Genomic DNA, 18,993 nt, shown 5'->3' with positions numbered 1-18,993 from the left:
CAAGTGGGCCACGCCGACATCCGCCCGTCACGCACGAGAGCGCCGTGCCGACATCCGCCCGTCACGCACGAGAGGGCCACGCCGACATCCGCCCGCCACAAAGCCGCAACAAGCCCCCATCCGGGCCACAACCGGGTGTCACCCGGGCAGCCCGGACCCGCACCGGTGCCACCCGCCCCGCCCGCCGTCCGGGCCGCTAGCATGCGCGCCCATGAGTGACGACCTCCGCAACATCCTCCTGGGCGTGACAGCCGCCGGCCTCGGCGCCGTCATCGGCTGGCTCGCCCGTACGTACCTCTGGCGGCGCAGACTCCGGCGCAAGCAGGCCTTCTTCGGGATGCCGAAGAACTCCGAGTCGCTCCTGGTCGTCAACCGTGAGCCGGGCGGCAGCGACAGCGCCGTCCACCGCTTCGACGTCTTCGCGCTCCTCGAACTCTCCGCCCTCGTCAGGGAATGCGGCGCGCACGCCCAGATCCTCTCCCACGACATCGCCCAGCAGGGCTTCGGCGAGCGTACGGAATTCTGTGTCGGCGGCCCGGGGGCGAACCGCCGGATGACCGCCCACCTCCAGAGCCTGCTCCCCGGCATCCGCATCAATGTCGACGTGGAGCCCTCCCCCGACCGGGGCGCCTTCCAGATCGGCACCGAGCGCTACCGGCTGGAGAGCGGGATCGCCGAGTACGTCCTGCTCGCCCGGCTCACCGTCGGCGAGGGCGCCCGCCCCGTCTTCCTCTTCTGCGGGCAGCGCGCCATCACCAACCAGGCCGCGACCCGCTATCTGGCCCGCAACCACGAGAAGTTGGCGCGCAAGCACGGCGACCGGTCGTTCTGCGTGCTGCTGAAGGTGGTCAACTCGCAGGCGTACGGCCCCGATGTGGTGGAGATGGTCGCCGATGTGACGCGGGCGGCACAGACCCCGCTGCCGGTGCCGCCGCGCAACTCCCACCGCGCCGTGTCCTAATCGACAGACAGCTCAAGGGACTTGAGGCCGTTGATGAAGTGCGAGACGAGGCGGCGGGGCGGGGCCGCGAGCCGGTAGGGCGGCAGGACGCGCAGGGCCTCTTCGTGCAGGACGCGCAGTTGCAGGCGGGCGAAGTGCGCGCCGAGGCAGACGTGCGGGCCGTCGCCGAAGGACACGTGCGGGTTGGGCTCGCGGGTGAGGTCGAGGCGGTGCGGGTCGGTGAAGACGCGTTCGTCGTGGTTGGCGGAGGCGTGGAAGACCACGACCTTGTCGCCGGTGCGCAGCCGCTGTCCGGCGAGCTCGGTGTCCTCGGCTACGGTGCGCCGGAAGCTGAGGACGGGCGGGTGGTGGCGCAGCAGCTCCTCGATCGCCGTATCCAACTTCAGTGCGGGGAGGGCTCGTTGGGACTCCGCGTCCTGCGCCAGGGCCAGGAAGCCGCCGGGGGCGGCGCTGCGGACGGTGTCGTTGCCCGCGACGGTCAGCAGGAAGAAGAACATCTCCAGCTCGGGGCCGCTCAGCCGGGTGCCGTCGCCCGCCGCGTGGGCGAGCGCCGTCATGATGTCGTCGCTCGGATACCTGCGCTTGTACTCGGCCAACTCCCGTGCGTACGCGAACATTTCGCCCAGCATGGCCGGTGAGCGGGGATTGACCGGGCGTCCGTCGGGGCCGTGCACCGCCTTGTGGGCCTCGTCGGGGTCCTGGTAGGCGATGACGCGTTCGGTCCAGTCGAGGAGCAGGCCGCGGTCCCTCTTGGGGACGCCGAGCAGGTCGGAGAGGTTGAGGAGGGCGTAGTCGTCGGTGACGCTGGCGACGAGGTCGAGGACGCCGTCGCCGTCGTGGCGGGCGCGGCGCACCGCCGCTTCGAGGAGGTCTCGGGCGCGTGCCCGCACCCGGGACTCGAAGCGGTCGGTGCGTCCCGGGGTGAAGGCACGGCTGACGAGACGCCGTAACCTGCCGTGCTCCGGCGGATCCTGATTGAGCATCATGCGCCGGATGAACGGGAGGTCGTCCGGATCGGGGTCGCGGATCTGGGTGGCGCCGAGGCGGGAGGAGAAGGTGCGCGCGTCCTTGAGGACGCGCACGACGTCGGCGTGCCGGGTGACCGCCCAGAAGCCGGGACCCGCGGGCCAGCCCAGCACCTCGTACTCGTCCTGCCAGGCCACCGGGCGGGTGTCGCGCAGGTGGCGGTAGGCGGCGTGCGGGATGCCCCGGGCGTACGGGCGGGGGTCGAAGACGTCGGGGACGACGCTCGTGACGTCCACGTTCACGCCGTGTCCGCGCGCAGGAAGTCCTCGACGGTACGGACGAGTTGGAGCGGTGCCTCGTCCATGGCGTTGTGTCCGGCGGCCGGGAGTTCCGCCAGCTCGGCGTTCGGGTACCAGCGCATCCAGGTCTGCCGCATGAGGTCGGCGCTCAGCGCCGGGTCGAGGGCGCCGACGACGGCGAGGGCCGGGTGGGCCGACCCTTCGACGTCGGTGTGGAAGTCCTCCCCCGCCCAGGAATCCAGCCAGCTGCGCATCGCCTTGGGGTCGCTGCGCTCCACGGACTGCCGCACCATGCGGTCGAGCCAGGCGGCGGGGCGTACGCCACCGGTGGTGCTGTCGATGATGGCGCGCCGGTTCTCCGGGTGCTCGGCGGCTCCGGCGAACAGCTCCCAGCCGTCGGGAGGCATGTGCAGCCCGCTCGCCGGTACGGGCGAGACGCCGACCAGGCGGCGCACCCGGTGCGGCGCGGCGGCCAGCACCCGCTGGACGACGGAGCCGCCCATGGAGTGGCCGATCAGCGAGAAGCGGTCCCAGCCGTGCTGGTCGGCGAGGGCGAGGAGGTCGACGGCGCCCTCTGCGGTGCTGAAGTCGCCGGGCACGTCCTTGGCCTCGCCGTAACCGCGCAGGTCGACGAAGGCGTACCGGAAGGACTCCAGGTCGAGGTCGGGCAGGACCGCCGCGTAGGCGGCCCGGTCCGCGAGCCAGCCGTGGACGGCGATGACGGGGTGGGGGCCGTCGCCGAGGAGGGAGTGCGGCGGAACGAAGGGGGTCACGGACACGGGATCTCCGATCACACGGGGCTGCGGGCCGGTGGGCCGGTGGGCGCGGAATGCGGGTGGGCGCGCTGCGGGTGGGCGGCGCAAGGTTCACGGTGACGCGAAGGGCGGGCCGTGACAAGAGCGCCGCCCCGGTCCCGCCCGTCCGCGCCGGGCCCGTCAGCGGCGACGGTCCTCGATCTGGAGGGTGGGCGGGGCGTACTGCCGCACCAGGGCCAGGACGTCTTCCGGGACCAGTTCGAAGACCATCCGCTCGAAGCACAGCCCCTGCTTGAACTGCGGCGCGCTCCCCGTCATCAGCGACAGGCGCCGGTACGCGGCCCGGGGCCGGCAGACGTACGGCAGCGAGCCCTCCGACTCCTGCGCCTCCACGATCACGTACTGGGCGCCCCGCACGCCCATCGCCCGTACGGACACCAGGTCGTCCCACGGAACCGTCCGCTCCGGGTAGAGCGGCAGCCGCACCGACAGGCCCCGCGGCCCGACCGCGATGCTCAGCGGGTGCACCGCGTACCCGACGTACGTGACGGCGACGAAGAGCAGCAGCAGGCCGAGTGCGGACATCAGCGCGCCGGACAGCGTCGCGTTGTTCGCGCCGTCGACGACCGCGTAGATGGTGTAGCCCCACATCACGGTCACCACCGCCGCGGCGATCGGCAGCGCCATGACCAGCCGTCTCAGCGGCAGCTCGATTCTGGTGTCCTCCGTCACCGCCTCGTCCCGCGGGCCGTTCGGATCCTGTGCATGCGTCATGGAGAGAGCTTCGGCGCTGTGCGGCCCGAGCACCAGTACCCGGCAGTAATCGGCCCTGTCTCCCCCCTCTCGCCTCCCCTGCGCTCCCCTCAGCCCGCCACCGCCTTCTCCGGCATCCGGGCCGCGATCCTGCCCCGGTAGTGGTCGACCACCACGGCGATCATGATGACCGCACCGGTGATCATCTGCCGCTGGAAGTCGGAGACCCCCATCAGCAGCAGTCCGTTGGTGAGGACGCCCAGCAGGCACGCGCCGAGCAGCGTGCCGATCATCGAGCCCTTGCCGCCGGAGAGCGACGCACCGCCGATGACGACCGCCGCGATGGCGGACAGTTCGTACCCGCTGCCGATGATCGGGCTGGCGATGTTGAGCCGGGCCATGTACGTGACGGCCGCGATGCCGACGGCGAATCCGGCGATCACGAACACCGCGACCTTGACGACGCCCGTGCGGTGCCCGGACAGCCGTACCGCCTCCTCGTTCGACCCGATCGCGAAGACCAGCCGGCCGAAGACGGTACGGGTCAGGACCAGGTGGCCGATCAGCACCATCAGCACCGCGATCCAGAAGAGCGAGGGGATGCCCAGGAGGGTCGAGGTGCCGAAGTGGCTGAAGCCGGACGGGAAGTCGTACAGCGTCTGCGCGTTGGTGTGTTCGAGTGCCGCGCCGCGCGCCACGTTCAGCATGCCGAGCGTGACGATGAAGGACGGCACGCGCCAGCGTTCGGAGACGAAGCCGTTGACGAAGCCGCAGGCCATGCCGACCAGCGCCGCCACCACGACCGCGAGCAGTACGGCGACGGGCGTGGACAGACTGGTCGAGGTCAGCACCTCGCCCGCGACGACCGCCGACAGGGCCATCACGGAGCCGACGGACAGGTCGATCCCGCCGACCAGGATGACGAAGGTCATGCCGACCGCGAGCATCGTGTTGAGGGTGATCTCGGTGGCGATGTGCGTGAGGTTGCCGGACGTCGCGAACTTGGGCGCGGCGAGCGTGAAGATGAGCACCAGGGCCAGCAGCGCCAGGCCGATGCCGGCCTCGCCCATCACCTGGCGGGTGAGCTGGCGGGCGGTGCGACGCTCGGCGGCGGGCGCCGGGGCGGCTTCCTTGGTGGGGGCCGGTGTGGTCATGAGGAGGTCTCACCGTTCTTCGTGAGGGGTACGTCCGTGCTCTTCGTCAGGGGTTCGCCCGTGCTCTTCGGGAGGGGTTCGTCCGCGGGCGGTACGTCCGCGGGCGGTACGTCCGTGTGCGGTACGTCCGTGTGCGGTACGTCCGCGGGCGGTACGTCCGTGTGCGGTACGTCCGTGTGCGTGGCCGACTCGCCGGGCGGGGCGTCCCGGGGTGTCTCCGTGACGTACCCCGAGTAGGCCAGCCCGAGGATCCGCGAGCTGTCGAAGTCCGCCCTGGCCACCTCCCCCGCGATCCGGCCGCGCGAGAAGACGAGGATGCGGTCGCAGATGCCCATCAGCTCGGGGAGGTCGGAGGAGACCACCAGGAGTGCCTTGCCGTCGCCCGCGAGGTCGGTGAGCTGTTGGTGGATCTCGTAGCGGGCGCCGACGTCGATGCCTCGCGTCGGCTCGTCGACGACCAGGACGTCGGTTCCGGCGAGCAGCCACCGGCCGAGGACGACCTTCTGCTGGTTGCCGCCCGAGAGGGTGCGAACCGCCGTACGGATACCGGGAGTCCGCACTCCGAGCCGCTCCACGGCCTCGCGTGCGTACCGGTCCTCCGCAGCCCGTTTGAGCAGCCCGCCGCGCGAGATCCTGCGCGTCGAGGCCAGTGTGACGTTGGCGGCGACGGGCATGTCGAGGACCAGGCCCTGCCCCTTGCGGTCCTCGGTGAGCAGGCTGATGCCGTGCCGTACGGCGTCCCGGGGCGTGCGGATGCGCACTCGGCGCCCCTTCACGTACACGTGTCCGCCGTCGTGGTGGTCGGCGCCGAACAGCGCCCGTACGGTCTCGGTGCGGCCCGAACCGACGAGCCCCGCGACGCCCACGACCTCGCCCGCGTGCAGCGCGAAGCTGACGGGGCTGCCGCCGCGCGGACGCAACTGCTCCGCGCGCAGCAGCTCGGCGCCCGCCGGGCGCTCCACGTACGGCGGATACTCCTGCGCCATGTCGCGGCCGACCATCAGCCGTATGACCTCGGCGGTGGTGGTCCCCGCCAGGTCCTTCGTCACGACGTGGCGGCCGTTGCGGAAGACCGTCATGCGGTCCCCGATCTCGAAGACCTCCTCCAGGTGGTGCGAGATGTAGAGGACGGAGGTGCCGCGTGCGGTGAGCCGGCGGATCACCTCGAACAGCCGGTCCGTCTCGCGGGAGGTGAGCGTGGCGGTCGGCTCGTCCATCACCAGGACCCGGCAGTCCTGCCACAACGTCCGGGCGATTTCCAGGAGTTGCATCTGTGCGATGCCGAGCCGCTCGACCGGGGTGCGCGGCCGGACGTCGAGTCCGACCTCGTCGAGGAGTTCCTGCGCGCGCCGGTCGAGGGCGCGTCGGTCGACCATGCCGTACTTGCGGGGCAGCCGCTGGAAGAAGAGGTTCTCCGCGACGGTGAGGTGGGGCAGCAGGTTGAGTTCCTGGTGCACGACCTGGACACCGGCCCGCATGGCGGCGGCCGTGTCCTTGGGCGCGTACGCCTCGCCGCCCATCCGCATGGTGCCGGTGTCGGGCGGCTGGATGCCGGCCAGGATACGGACGAGGGTGGACTTGCCCGCCCCGTTCTCGCCGAGCAGGGCGTGCACCTCCCCCGCCCGCAGCTCAAGGCTTACGTCGTCGAGGGCCTTGACCCCGGGGAAGACCTTGCCGATGCCGGTGGCCTCCAGCACCACCGACGGATCACTGGTCCCGCTCATGGGCCCGCTCATCCCGCGTCTGCGCCGGTGACGACCTTGACGTCCGTCTTCACCCAGGGCTCGGACTTCGCCCCGTCGACGGCCTTCAGTGCCTGGTCGATGCCGTCGGCGGCCTGCTTCGCCGCGAACTGGTCCACGGTGGCGACCACTTGGCCGTCCTTCAGATACGGCTTGACCGCGGCGATGTTGTCGAAGGACGCCACCACGACCTTGCCCTTCCTGCCCGCCGCACCGATCGCCTTGACCGCGCCCAGCGTCATCGAGTCGTTGGACGACATGACTCCCTGGATGTCGGGGTGCGCGGTGAGCAGGTTCGACAGGACGGTGTACGCCTCGTCGGTCTCCCAGTGCGCGGTCTTGGACCCGACGACGGTGAGGCCGCCTTCCTTCGCGGCCTTCTCGAAACCGGCCTTGCGCTGCTGGGCGTTGGCGGCGCCCGGGTTTCCCTCCAGGATGACGACCCTGCCGCCCTTGCCGAGCTTCTTGGCGAGGACCTCGCCGGAGAGCCGGGAGCCCTCCGCGTTGTCGGGGCCGACGAACGGCACGTCCAGCTTCGCGGCCTTGAGTGCGCCGTCGTCGAGCTTGACGTCGATGTTGACGAGCTTGATGCCGGCCTTGGCGGCGCGGCCGAGCGGGGCGACGAGGGCCCGGGAGTCGGCGGGGGCCAGGACGAGCGCGTCGGCCTGGTCGGTGATGCAGCGGTTGATGGCGGCGACCTGGCCGTCGATGTCGGTCTCGTTCTGGATGCCGCTGGTCAACAGATCCAGGGTGCCGAGCTTCTTGGCGTGGTCCTCGGCGCCCTTCTGCATGGTCTGGAAGAACTCGTTGCCGAGCGACTTCATGATCAGGCAGACGGTCGGTTTGCCGTCCTTCTTCTTGTCCTTGCCGCCGCCGTCGGCGGTGGATCCTCCCTCCTGTCCGCAGCCGGTGAGGGCGGCGGCCAGGAGCAGCGACGAGGTGACGGCGGTGGCGAGGGAAAGCTTGCGGTTCATCATGGAACTGCCTTCCAGGAGAGGGAAGTTGACTAGAAGGGGACGCCCGCACGCAGTACGACGTTGGCGTACGGAGTGGTCTCACCGGTCCTGACGACCGCCCGCGCGCGCCGCGTCAGCTTCTTGAGCCGTGCGTGCGGCACCCGGTCGAGGGGCGCGCCGGCGAACTGCTGGTCGAAGAGCAGGAGCAGACCCGGATCGGTGGCCTCGTGGGCCACGGTGGCGTGTTCCACCACGAGTTCGTCGAGGACCGCTTCGAGCACGGGCAGGAACGCGGGTTCGCCGCGCCGCCACACCAGGTCGACGACCTCCACTCCCGGCGGCACCGGCAGCCCGGGGTCGGCGACGACCAGCAGGTCGCCGTGGCCGAGGGAGGTGATGATCTCCAGGAGGCGCGGGTGCCAGAGGCCGTCAGTACGCATGGCGCACCTCGGCCGCGGTGTCTTCGGCCGGCGGTACGGCGGCGAGCAGCGCGTCGACCTCGACGCGGGAAGGAAGGGAGCTCTGAGCGCCGGGGCGGGTGGTGGCGAGCGCCCCCGCCGCACAGGCCCTGCGTACCGCTTCGGGCAGCGGCGTACCGGAGCCGAGGGACAGGGCGAGCTGCGCGCAGAAGGCATCGCCCGCTCCGACGGTGTCGACGGCGTCGACCGTGAACCCGCCCTCCGCGCAGGTGAATCGAGGCCCGGCGGCGACCGCGCCGTCCGCGCCCAGGGTGATGACGACGGTGCCGGGCCCCAGCTCCCGGAGCGCGCGGGCGTGTTCGCTCCAGTCGTCGTGCACGTGCGGGAGCAGCCCGGCCGCCTCGGTCTCGTTGACCACCAACACGTCGACGACACGGAGGAGTTCGGAGAGTTCGGTCCGGCCGGAGGGAGGCAGCGGCGCCGCGTTGAGGACGATCAGCGCCCCGGCCTCACGGGCCTCACGGGCGGCGGCGAGCACGGTGGACAGCGGCACTTCGAGCTGGAGGAGAAGGGTGTCACCGCTGCGGGCCACGGCGCCTCCGGTGAGGCTGCCGAGGGCGGGGACGTCGAGGTGACGGTTGGCGCCGGGCGAGAGAGTGATGGTGTTCTCACCGTCCTCCTGCACGACGATCAGCGCCAACCCGCTTGCCACACCCGGGAGTTGGGCCACACTGCGGTCGTCGACACCCTCCCCTGCCAGCCGTTCGCGCAGTTCGCTGCCGAGTGTGTCGTCGCCTAGCAGGCCGACCATCCGCACCTCTGCGCCGAGCCGCGCGGCAGCGACCGCCTGGTTCGCACCCTTGCCGCCCGCGCCTCGTACGACATCGGCGCCGGACACGGTCTCGCCGGGCTGCGGCAGTCTGGGCACGGTCACCGACAGGTCCATGTTCAGGCTGCCGACCACGACCAGTCGTTCACTGCTCACTGGGTATCACCGTTCTCTCCACTCTCTTCACGAAGTTCTGTCGGTACGGCGCTGTGTTCGCCGCCCGCCGGGTCCGGGCAGCCGCAGGAGCCCCTGGCCAGCAGGGTCACCGGGAGGACGTCCCGGGTGGGCGGCAGATCGGGTTCCCGCATCCGGTCGAGCAGCCGCCGCACCGCCGTGCGTCCCAGCTCGTCGTACGGCTGGCGCATGGTGGACAGCGCCGGGCAGGTGTACGCGCCGGCGGCGATGCCGTCGAAGGAGACGAGCGCCAGGTCGTCGGGGACCCGGATGCCCAGCTCCGTGGCCGCGCGCAGGACTCCGGCGGCCTGCTCGTCGGAGGTGACGAACAGTGCGTCCACCGACCGGTCCCTCGACAGCAGGGCGAGCCCCGACCGGTATCCGTCGAGCCGCCCGAAGGAGCCGTGCAGCAGGGGCGCCGCTTCGGGGCACGCCTCCCAGCCCGTACGCCCGCCTGATCCGGACCCCGCCCTGAGCCCGGCCCGCTCCAGCGCCGTGCGCCAGCCGACCACGCGGTCCACCGTCGGATGGATGCCGAGCGGGCCCGCGATGCAGCCGACGCGGCGGCGGCCGTGCGCGAGGAGGTGCTCGGTGGCCCGCTGGGCGCCCCTGGCGTTGTCGACCAGGACATGGCTCGTCGTCACGCCGTCGAGTTCCCGGTCGAAGACCAGGCTGGGAACGCCGGAGCGGGCCAGCTCGGCGCGCCAGGCCTTCTCGCCCTGCGAGGGGATCAGCACCAGACCGTCGACCTGGCGGTCCACGAACGTACGGATGTAACCGGCCTCGCGGTGCGGGTCGTCGACGCTGTTGCCGACGAGCAGGGTGTATCCGGCGGCCCAGGCATGGTCCTCCAGCGAGCGGGCCAGCTCGGCGAAGAAGGGGTTCGCGGCGTCGGGCACCACGAGCCCCAGCGTCATCGTGTGGCTCATCCGCAGCGAGCGGGCGACGGCGTTGGGCCGGTAGCCGAGCTCCTTGACCGCCGCGAGGACGCGTTCGCGGGTGGCGGGGGCCACGGAGCGGGGGCCGTTGTTGAGCACGTAACTGACGACCGAGGGCGAGGTGCCCGCGAGCTGCGCCACTTCCTGTCGTGTTGCCATGTCGATCCCCGGTCTTCCCGTCCCCTGCCGCGCGGACCGGAGAAGCCCGGCCGCCGCAACACGAGTTGGCAACTCGTGTTGCGGCGGATTATGAGAAGCAACGCGCGCAACCGCAAGGGGTGCGCGACAGTCCGTGGAGTGATCGGTCGAACCACCAGGTCAACTACCCGGGGACTGAAGAAACCGGGCTTGCTGCTCGGGTCGTCGATGGCTTCGACGAGGCCCGGCTGCGTCCAGCCGTCACGCGATGAGCGTGACGGCAGGGGCCTGTGACTCGGCCCCGCAGACCCAGACCGCCCAGCCACGCTGGCTGAGGATCCGGGACGAGTTGAGGTCCGCGTGCTCAACGAAGCCGCAGGACCTGCACGCGAACCGGGCCTGTGCAGGCCGATTGCGTCTGTCGATGTGATGGCACTGGGAACATTCCTGGCTGGAGTACGCCGGGTTCACGTACACCACCGGGACTCCGGCACGCCGCGCCTTGTAGGCGAGGAACGTGCCGAGCTGGTGGAAGGACCAGGAATGCAGCGTGACGCGTTGGGGCTTGCGTAGCCGTGCCCGCTCGCGGATGCCCGTGAGGTCTTCCAGGGCGATCCCGCGTGCGGTGCGTTGAGCCTCCGCCACGATCTGCTTGCTGATCTTGTGGTTGATGTCGCGGGCCCGCCGGGCCTCCTTGCCCGCGTGCCGCTTCGCCCGCCGCTTGGCAGACTTGGTGCCCTTCTTCTGGAGCTTGGCCCGCAGCCTGCGGTCCGCCTCCCGACGCCGGTTCAGCCGCCGCCCCGAGAACCGTTTCCCGGTGGAGGTGGAGGCGATGTTCACGATCCCCAGGTCCACCCCGAGGAATCCGTCGGGCTCGGCGTTCAATTCGGCTTCGGGAAACTCGCAGGTGGCGACCAGATACCACTGCCCGTCCTGGCACAGCAGGTCCGACTCGCCCCTGCGGTGCGCGGCGAGGACAGCGAGCTGCTCGGTCCGGCCGGTGAAGGCGACGTTCTTCATACGACCGGTGGTGGTCCAGATGGACACCGTGCGGTCCTGGTGCTGCCAGGACAGGCAGCGATCATCAAAAGGCTGGGCCGCACCCGCCCGAAAGGTCACCGGCTTGCCGGTCGCCTTGGCGCGCCGCTTCGAATCGGGCTTGCCGAGGCGCCCAGCCTTCAGGTTCGCCCGCAGCGTGGTGTAGGCGTCGGCAACCTTGCGCAGCACATGCAGGGCGGGCTGCGCAGACAGTCCGCGCCCCCTCAGCTCGGCGTAGGCCATCACCTGCAACCGAGCTCTAGAGGTCACCTGCCGCGCAAACGCCTGGACGGAGAGCCAGTTTGCCGCTTCGTTGCAGGCATGCAGCGTCGCCCCAAGGGCCAACGCCTGTGCGGGCGTTGGCAGCAGCTTCACTCGCACCGTCAGCTTCACGCCCCGCACCCTACTGCGTACCCTGCGTCACCACGAACACGCAGCGCCCTCGCCCGCAAGGGGCCGTAAGGACCGCTGTCCAGGGACCTTGGTCCTTACCCGGTGCGGCACTTGTCACAAAGCGCCCCGCCCGTTTGGTGCAACCAAGACTTTCCGGATTACCTCCTTCTGGAGAGGACAGACAGGGACAGACATCACGCACCGCACGGAGGTTTTCCAGTTGACCCGTATACGCCGCCCGCGCACCCGGCTCCGTACCGCCGCCCTCACAGGCACGGCGTTGCTGGCCGCAGCCGCACTGACCGCCTGCAACGGCGGAGGCTCGGGCTCCGGATCCGGTTCCGCCTCGACCGAGGAGACACCGCAGACCAAGGTGTCGGTGAACCTCTCGGGCAAGCAGGCCAAGGCGGGTGAACCGGTCAAGGTCACCCTGACCGACGGCGGCAAACTGGACAGCGTCACGGTCAAGGACGCCAAGGGCGGCACCCTGACCGGCCAGATATCCACCGACGGCAAGTCCTGGACCTCGGCCCGCACGACCTCCCCCGGCACCGGCTACACGGTCGAGGCGAAGGCCGCGGGCGCCACCGCCACCAAGGCGGAGTTCACGACGGAGGCGGCCGACAAGGTCAACAAGCTGTCCATGGCCCCCGGCAAGAACACCACGATCGGCATCGCGCACCCCGTCTCGATCGTGTTCGACAACCCGGTCAAGAACAAGGCCGACGTCGAGAAGCACCTCAAGGTCACCACCTCGAACGACACCGAGGGCTCCTGGGGCTGGATGACGGACTACTCCGGCAAGGACCGCGTCGACTGGCGCCCCAAGGAGTACTGGAAGTCCGGCACGAAGGTCAGCCTGGAAGCCGACCTGAACGGCGTGAACTCCGGCAAGGGCGGCGGCTGGTTCGTCCGCGACTACAAGACGGACTTCACCATCGGGAAGAACCAGGTCGTCAAGGTCGACCTGGACAACCACCGCCTGAAGCTGTTCCGCGACGGACAGCAGATCAAGGACGTCCCGATGTCGGCGGGCACCCCCGGCGGCGACAAGGCGTCCTGGCGCGGCAAGACCGTCCTGATGTCGAAGGAGGGCACCATCAACATGCGCTCCGAGACGGTGGGCCTGGGCGACGCCTACGACAAGATGGTCGACTACTCGATGCGGCTGACCTGGTCGGGCATGTACGCCCACGCCGCCCCGTGGAACAAGGGCTACTTCGGCAGTGCCAACAAGAGCTCCGGCTGCGTCGGCATGAGCGACTCCGACGCCCGGTTCATCTACGACCAGGTCCAGGTCGGCGACCCGTTCGAGACCACGGGGTCCGACGCCAAGGGCACCCAGGCTCTCAACAACGGCTACGGCAACTGGAACGTCTCCTGGTCCGAGTGGCAGGCCAAGAGCGCCCTGAAGGGCTGATTCCGGTACGGATCACCCGGCGCGGGTGCCCCCGCGACCAATCGTTACCCTCGCGTAACTTACCGGCCAGTTACCCCAGGTAAGCCCTTGCGGTTACCGTCGGGTCACTTTGCACCGGCGCACCGAGGAGCGATTCATGGGACACCCGCGCACCGCCCCCACCCCGCAGGGCGTCCGGCCCCTGCGGGCGGCCGCGGTCGGCACTCTCTCCGCCGCCCTGCTCGCAGGAGCCTTCAGCACCGCCGCACCCGCCGTCGCCCGGCCGGCGGAGGGCGTCCGACAGGCCGCCGCCGCAAGCGGGTTGAAGTTCTACGACATCCCCGGCTCGGGCGGCATCACCCTCAAGGGCAACGTCTTCACCCCGTCCGGCGCGAAGGCCGGCCGGAAGTACCCGGTGATCGTGCTCCCGACGAGCTGGGCCATGCCGCAGATCGAGTACGTCGCCCAGGCGAAGAAGCTCGCCGACTCCGGCTACGTGGTGGTGAGTTACACCTCGCGCGGCTTCTGGCTCTCGGGCGGCCAGATCGAGGTCGCGGGCCCCGCCGACACCGCCGACGTGTCCGCCGTCATCGACTGGGCGCTCGCGCACACCCCCGCCGACGAGGACAGGATCGGTATGGCGGGGGTCAGTTACGGCGCGGGCATCAGCCTGCTCGCCTCGGGCCACGACAAGCGCATCAAGGCCGTCGTCGCGATGAGCGGCTGGGCCAACCTCATCGACTCCATCTACAGCGGACGCACCCAGCACCTCCAGGCCGCCGGCATGCTCGGCGCCGCAGGCTCGCTCACCGGCCGCCCGGGACCCGAACTCCAGCAGATCCTCAAGGACTTCCTCGGCTCCAACCTGGCCAAGGAGCAGGACATGATCGAGTGGGGCAGGAAGCGCTCCCCCGACACGTTCCTGAACCAGATCAACAAGAACGGCGCGGCCCTGATGCTGGGCAACGCCTGGGGCGACACGCTCTTCCCGCCCAACCAGTACGCGAAGTTCTACGAGAAGCTGACCGGCCCCAAGCGCCTGGAGTTCCGCCCGGGCGACCACGCCACCGCCGAGGCCACCGGCCTGCTCGGCCTGCCCAACGACGTCTGGACCAACGCCCACCGCTGGTTCGACCACTACCTCAAGGGCGCCGACAACGGCATCGACCGCGAGCAGCCCGTCCAGCTCAAGTCCCGCACCCAGGACGGCTACGAGGGCTACCCGGACTGGAAGTCGGTCGGCGCCAACGAGAAGAAGATCGCCCTCGACGGCACCAGGAAGATCCGCGCCAATGTCGACTCCGGCGCCAACGGCGGCCTGCTGCTGCTCTCCAACGCCCTCGACCAGTTCCTCAGGATCCCGCCGATGGCCTCGATCCCGCTGCTCCCGCGCGCGTACGCCTCGGTCTGGCAGTCCGAGCGGTACGCGACCGCCCAGCAGGTCCGCGGCACCGCCAGGCTGCACACGCAGGTCACCAGCACCAAGGAGAGCGGCACCCTCGTCGCGTACCTCTACGACGTGGGGCCGCTCGGCCTCGGCAAGCTGGTCAGCAATGCGCCGTACACCTTCCACGGGCAGCAGCCGGGCCGGCCGTTCCCCGTCGACCTGGAGCTGAACTCCACGGCCTACGACGTCCCGGCCGGCCACCGGCTCGCCCTGGTGGTCGACACCGTCGACCCGCTCTACATCGAGCACAACCCGTCCGGTGCGCAGCTGACCTTCTCGTCGCCCGCGGCCGACCCGAGTTTCGTGTCGGTACCGCTGCGCGACAAGTGATCCCCGGCTGCTGCCGGACAGGCTTGCTCTCTGCTCCGTCGAGCTACTGCTCCCCCAAGGTCTTAAAGACCAGGGGGTACCCCCTTCGGCAGCAGCGTCCCCGCCTCGGCCGGACCGATCTCCACGGCCTCCGTCTTGGGATTGCGTCGCTGGCGCCTGGCCACCCAGTTGGCGAACCAGGAGAGCAGCATGCACATCCCGATGTAGATAGGCGAGATCACCAGCACTACGGGGATGAACGGCAAATCGTAGTCGAGATTGGACGCGATGAGCTTTCCGGCATGGAGAAACTCCTCATAGGTGATCAGATAACCGAGGGAGGTGTCCTTCAGCGCGACCACCAGCTGGCTGATGATGGTCGGCAGCATCGCGCGGACCGCCTGCGGCACCAGTACGTGCGTCATGACCTGCGTCTTGCGCATGCCGAGCGCGTACGCAGCCTCCCGCTGGCCGCGGTCCACGGAGTGCACTCCGGTGCGGAACACCTCCGCGAGCACCGAGCCGTTGTAGAGCGTCAGCCCGGCCACCAGCGCGGGCAGCGGCTGGACCTTCAGCGCCACGAAGATGAAGAAGATCATCACCAGCACGGGCATGGCACGGAAGAACTCCACGCACAGCGCGGCCACCCAGCGCACCGGGCGGTGCTCGGACAGACGCCCGACCGCGAGGAGCGCCCCCAGGGCGAGGGAGAGCACTGCGGCGTACGCGAACGCCTTGAGCGTGTTCGCGAGTCCGTGGAGCAGGAGTTCCTGGATGCCCTTGTACTGGAAGGGGTTCCATTTGGCCGCCGTGAACTGGTCGGTGTGGAACAGGAGGTACACGACCCAGCCGAGGAGCGCGAGCAGCAGGATCGTGGAGAGCACCCCGTACACCAGGTGCCGTTGCCGGGTCTTGGGCCCGGGGATGTCGTAGAGGGCGCTGGACGTCGTGGACAGTGCGCGGCTCATCGGGCGACTCCCCAGTGCTTCTCCAGTGCGTGGAAGAGCGCGCTGATGGTGAGGGTGATGATCAGATATCCGACAGCGATCCAGAGGAAGCTCCAGATGACGCTGTACCCCAGCTCGTTGAGGGTCTTGTACGTGCCGAGCAGTTCGGTGACGGAGAAGGCACCGGCGATCGCGGAGTTCTTGGCGAGCGCGATGAGCGTGGAGCCGACGGGCGGGATCACGGACCGGAAGGCCTGCGGCAGCACCACCGTGGAGAGGGTCTGCCCGAAGGTCATGCCCAGGCTGCGGGCCGCCTCGCCCTGTCCCAGCGGCACGGTGTTGATGCCCGAGCGCAGCGCCTCGCAGATGAACGCGGAGGTGTAGCAGCCGAGCGCGAGCACCGCGAAGAGCTGGAAGGGCAGGACGAGCCCGAACCTCGGCAGTCCCAGGAGCACCGCGAAGAACAGCAGCGTGAGCGGCGTGTTCCGCAGCACCGTCACCCAGGCCGTGCCGAGCGCCCGGAAGGATCCGACCGGCGAGACCCGGCAGGACGCCATGACGAAGCCGAGCACGAGGGCCAGCAGGGATGCGTAGACGGTCAGTTCGACGGTGCCGACGAATCCCTTGCCGTAGAGGGAGAAGTTCTCGGTGAGTACGTTCATGTGGGTGCGGCCTCCCTCAGCTCGCCGGATAGCGGTCGATGGGCGGTGCGGGAGTGGCCTTGCGGCCGGAGAGCCCGAGCGTCACGTCGTACGCCTTCTGCCAGTCGCCGTCTCTTTCGCGGGCGGCGAGCGCGTCGTCGACGGCGAACCGCAGCGCGTTGTCGCTGCGCGGGACGCCGATGCCGTACGGCTCCTTCGAGAAGGGCTTGCCGACGACCTTCATCTCCTCGGGGACCTTGGCCGCGTACCCCATCAGGATCGTGTCGTCGGTGGTGACGACGTCGACCTGGAAGGTCAGCAGGTTGTCGACGCAGACCGAGTACGTGTCGTACGCGACGAGGTCCGCCTGCGGGTACTCCTCGGCGATCCGCTGGTACGGGGTGGAGCCGGCGGCGGAGCAGACGCGCTTGCCCGCCAGGTCTCCGGGACCGTTGATGTCCTTCTCGTCGGTGCGCACCAGGAGGGACTGGCCTGCCATGTAGTACGGACCGGCGAAGCCGACGAGCTTCTTGCGCTTGTCGTTGATGGTGTAGGTGCCCACGTAGTAGTCGATCTGGCCGTTCTGCAGGGCGGTTTCGCGGTTCGCGGAGGCGATCGTGCGGAACTGCACCGAGGCGGGGGCGAAGCCGAGCGAGGCCGAGACCATCTTGGCGATCTCGATGTCGAAGCCGGAGTAGCGACCGCTCGCCGGGTCCTTCTCGCCCATGTACGGCTGGTCCTCCTTGGCGCCGACGACCAGGTGGCCGCGCCGCTTCGCCTTCGCCCAGGTCGGCGACGAGGGCAGCGAGAAGCCCGGGACGACCTTGTAGTCGGGGAGCTGGTCGGGGCTGGGGCCCTTGACCGGAGGGCTGCCCTCCTTGCCGCAGGCGACGGCGAGGAGGGCGAGGGCGAGCGCGACGAGGGTCCTGCTCAGCACGCTCCTCTTCGGCGAGGTCCTCTTCCGCGAGGTCCACTTCCGCGAGGTCCACTTCCGCGAGGTCCTCTTCGGCGAGGTCCTCTTCGGCGAGGTCTCCAGCGGGGACTTCTTCAGCGAGGTCTTTCCTGTACGCAGCATGGTCCGCCCCCGCTCAGTGCTTGAGGATCTTGGAGAGGAAGTCCTTGGCACGGTCGCTCGAAGGGTTCGTGAAGAAGTCCTCGGGGGTGCGGTCCTCGATGATGCGGCCGTCCGCCATGAACACGACGCGGTTGGCGGCGGACCGGGCGAAGCCCATCTCGTGGGTGACCACGACCATGGTCATGCCGTCGGCGGCGAGCTGCTGCATCACCTCCAGGACCTCGTTGATCATCTCCGGGTCGAGGGCCGAGGTCGGCTCGTCGAACAGGAGCGCCTTGGGGTCCATGGCGAGGGCGCGGGCGATGGCCACGCGCTGCTGCTGGCCGCCGGAGAGCTGGGCGGGGAACTTCTCGGCCTGCTCGGCGAGCCCGACGCGCTCCAGGAGTTCCCGGGAGCGCCGGTCGGCTTCTTCCTTCTTCCGGCCGCGGACCTTGGTCTGGGCGAGCGAGACGTTCGCCAGGACGGTCTTGTGCGCGAAGAGGTTGAAGGACTGGAACACCATTCCGACCTCTGCACGCAGCTTCGCGAGCGCCTTGCCCTCCGCGGGGAGGGGCTTTCCGTCGACGCGGATACTGCCCGACTCGATCGTCTCCAGCCGGTTGATCGCCCGGCAGAGCGTTGATTTGCCCGAGCCGGACGGGCCGATGACCACCACCACCTCCCCGCGGCCGACGGTGAGGTCGATGTCTTGGAGGACGTGCAACTTCCCGAAGTGCTTGTTGACGTCACGCAGCTCGATCAACGGATCGACGGCCATACGCTGCCCTACCCACTCTCAGCTGTGTCGAGGTCAGCGCAAACTATCCATCCCGGAAAGGGACTTCACGCTCGACACGCACAAGAGGGACGAACCGCAAATAGCCGTATTTACGCGGTTGACGAAGTCACGCCTCGGACGCCTCCGCGTAGACCTGCGAAAGCTCGGGGGCTCCGGTCGCCGCCCAGTCCAGTCCGGCGCCCACCACCTCGATGTCCCGGCCGGACGCCAGCATCACGACGGGCGTCCCGCTGGGCCACAGGTGCCAGTGCGCCCCGGGGACGGTGCGGACGATCACGGTGCCGAGGTAGAGGCCCGCGTCGTTGCCGAACCAGGGAAGCTCCTCCTGGTCGTCGCGCCAGCGCGGCGGGAGCTGGTCCAGGGCCTCCAACGAGGCGGGGGAATCGTCCAGTTCGAGGCCCTGCTGGGCGACCCGGACACGCAGCAGCTCGCACTCGGAGAGCAGTTCGGCGATGCCCTCCTGATCGGCGTCGTCGGACGCGTCCACCGCCGTGCCACGCGCCATGGCATGGCGCTTGCGCCAGGTGTCCAAGAAATTCATACCGCTCAGGTTCGCACCCACATGGCTCTGCACACCACAGGCGCGCGGGATCGGCCGCCCTCTCAGGGCCCGCTTCCGGGGGCCCGAGAGGGCGTCGTACGACGTCAGAGCGCCAGGTCGACGACCACCGGGGCGTGGTCGGACGCCCCCTTGCCCTTGCGCTCCTCGCGGTCCACGTAGGCGTCGGTGACGGCCTCGGTGAACGGCTTGTTGCCGTAGGCGAGGTCGATGCGCATGCCCTTGTTCTTGGGGAAACCGAGCTCGCGGTAGTCCCAGAACGTGAACGGGTGGTCGTACTTCAGCGGGCGCGGCACCACGTCGCTGAGGCCGCCCTCGCGGAG

At 69.8% G+C, this 18,993-nt stretch carries 18 protein-coding genes and 1 pseudogene; 3 read left to right on the top strand and 16 right to left on the bottom strand.

The window, feature by feature from the left end; genetic code table 11:
* Positions 1-211 precede the first annotated feature (211 nt).
* On the top strand, positions 212-961 hold the full coding sequence (locus tag ACWGIG_RS11695) for a hypothetical protein (protein WP_453321373.1): 750 nt from the start codon (positions 212-214) through the stop codon (positions 959-961).
* Here ACWGIG_RS11695 and ACWGIG_RS11690 read toward each other — a convergent pair.
* From ACWGIG_RS11690 to ACWGIG_RS11645, 10 genes are all read right to left on the bottom strand, one after another.
* Entirely contained in the window at positions 958-2,229 is a 1,272-nt protein-coding gene (locus ACWGIG_RS11690) for a cytochrome P450 (protein ID WP_453321372.1), read from the bottom strand. The two genes, ACWGIG_RS11695 and ACWGIG_RS11690, sit on opposite strands and share 4 nt — an antisense overlap.
* Complete coding sequence (locus tag ACWGIG_RS11685) at positions 2,226-2,999, bottom strand: alpha/beta fold hydrolase (RefSeq protein WP_453321389.1); 774 nt, start codon at positions 2,997-2,999, stop codon at positions 2,226-2,228. The genes ACWGIG_RS11690 and ACWGIG_RS11685 overlap by 4 nt, the downstream gene beginning before the upstream one ends.
* A 162-nt stretch (positions 3,000-3,161) precedes the next feature.
* A complete protein-coding gene (locus ACWGIG_RS11680; RefSeq protein WP_453321371.1) occupies positions 3,162-3,755 on the bottom strand; it encodes a hypothetical protein in 594 nt (197 codons plus the stop codon).
* An 89-nt stretch (positions 3,756-3,844) separates the two neighbouring features.
* Complete coding sequence (locus ACWGIG_RS11675) at positions 3,845-4,888, bottom strand: ABC transporter permease (protein WP_453321370.1); 1,044 nt, start codon at positions 4,886-4,888, stop codon at positions 3,845-3,847.
* On the bottom strand, positions 4,885-6,612 hold the full coding sequence (locus ACWGIG_RS11670; protein ID WP_453321369.1) for a sugar ABC transporter ATP-binding protein: 1,728 nt from the start codon (positions 6,610-6,612) through the stop codon (positions 4,885-4,887). Before ACWGIG_RS11670 ends, ACWGIG_RS11675 begins: the two co-directional genes overlap by 4 nt.
* Positions 6,613-6,620: 8 nt before the next feature.
* Entirely contained in the window at positions 6,621-7,604 is a 984-nt protein-coding gene (locus tag ACWGIG_RS11665; protein ID WP_453321368.1) for a substrate-binding domain-containing protein, read from the bottom strand.
* A gap of 32 nt (positions 7,605-7,636) precedes the next feature.
* Positions 7,637-8,026 carry a D-ribose pyranase gene (rbsD, locus tag ACWGIG_RS11660; protein WP_453321367.1) on the bottom strand — a complete coding sequence of 130 codons (390 nt, stop codon included), beginning with the start codon at positions 8,024-8,026 and terminating at the stop codon, positions 7,637-7,639.
* Positions 8,016-8,990, bottom strand: a complete 975-nt coding sequence (locus ACWGIG_RS11655; protein ID WP_453321366.1) for a ribokinase — start codon at positions 8,988-8,990, stop codon at positions 8,016-8,018. Before ACWGIG_RS11655 ends, rbsD begins: the two co-directional genes overlap by 11 nt.
* Positions 8,987-10,105 carry a LacI family DNA-binding transcriptional regulator gene (locus tag ACWGIG_RS11650; protein WP_453321365.1) on the bottom strand — a complete coding sequence of 373 codons (1,119 nt, stop codon included), beginning with the start codon at positions 10,103-10,105 and terminating at the stop codon, positions 8,987-8,989. Before ACWGIG_RS11650 ends, ACWGIG_RS11655 begins: the two co-directional genes overlap by 4 nt.
* 240 nt (positions 10,106-10,345) lie before the next feature.
* Positions 10,346-11,515: an RNA-guided endonuclease InsQ/TnpB family protein gene (locus ACWGIG_RS11645; RefSeq protein ID WP_453321364.1), complete on the bottom strand. Its 1,170-nt coding sequence runs from the start codon at positions 11,513-11,515 to the stop codon at positions 10,346-10,348.
* A 220-nt stretch (positions 11,516-11,735) separates the two neighbouring features.
* On the opposite strand from ACWGIG_RS11645, the gene ACWGIG_RS11640 reads away from it, so the two are divergent.
* Both ACWGIG_RS11640 and ACWGIG_RS11635 read left to right on the top strand, forming a co-directional pair.
* Positions 11,736-12,935 (top strand): Ig-like domain-containing protein, encoded by a 1,200-nt coding sequence (locus tag ACWGIG_RS11640; protein WP_453321363.1) that lies wholly within the window; start codon positions 11,736-11,738, stop codon positions 12,933-12,935.
* A gap of 136 nt (positions 12,936-13,071) precedes the next feature.
* A complete protein-coding gene (locus ACWGIG_RS11635) occupies positions 13,072-14,691 on the top strand; it encodes a CocE/NonD family hydrolase (RefSeq protein ID WP_453321362.1) in 1,620 nt (539 codons plus the stop codon).
* A 62-nt stretch (positions 14,692-14,753) separates the two neighbouring features.
* Here the strand turns inward: ACWGIG_RS11635 and ACWGIG_RS11630 are convergent, their stop codons facing one another.
* The 6 genes and pseudogenes from ACWGIG_RS11630 to ACWGIG_RS11605 all read right to left on the bottom strand — a co-directional run.
* On the bottom strand, positions 14,754-15,638 hold the full coding sequence (locus tag ACWGIG_RS11630) for an amino acid ABC transporter permease (RefSeq protein ID WP_453321361.1): 885 nt from the start codon (positions 15,636-15,638) through the stop codon (positions 14,754-14,756).
* Positions 15,635-16,279, bottom strand: coding sequence for an amino acid ABC transporter permease (locus tag ACWGIG_RS11625; protein ID WP_453321360.1), 645 nt, complete (start codon positions 16,277-16,279; stop codon positions 15,635-15,637). The genes ACWGIG_RS11630 and ACWGIG_RS11625 overlap by 4 nt, the downstream gene beginning before the upstream one ends.
* Before the next feature lie 16 nt (positions 16,280-16,295).
* Entirely contained in the window at positions 16,296-17,333 is a 1,038-nt protein-coding gene (locus ACWGIG_RS11620) for a glutamate ABC transporter substrate-binding protein (RefSeq protein ID WP_453321359.1), read from the bottom strand.
* A 13-nt stretch (positions 17,334-17,346) separates the two neighbouring features.
* A complete protein-coding gene (locus ACWGIG_RS11615) occupies positions 17,347-18,090 on the bottom strand; it encodes an amino acid ABC transporter ATP-binding protein (RefSeq protein WP_453321358.1) in 744 nt (247 codons plus the stop codon).
* A gap of 127 nt (positions 18,091-18,217) precedes the next feature.
* Positions 18,218-18,652 carry a DUF6278 family protein gene (locus ACWGIG_RS11610; RefSeq protein WP_453321357.1) on the bottom strand — a complete coding sequence of 145 codons (435 nt, stop codon included), beginning with the start codon at positions 18,650-18,652 and terminating at the stop codon, positions 18,218-18,220.
* 104 nt (positions 18,653-18,756) lie between these two features.
* A pseudogene (locus tag ACWGIG_RS11605) lies at positions 18,757-18,993 on the bottom strand (exodeoxyribonuclease III); the annotation flags it as partial.

This window comes from Streptomyces sp. NPDC054863 (assembly GCF_053610825.1).
The sequence above is the reverse complement of the archived record's forward strand: the minus strand, read 5'-3'. Positions and strand labels throughout refer to the sequence as shown.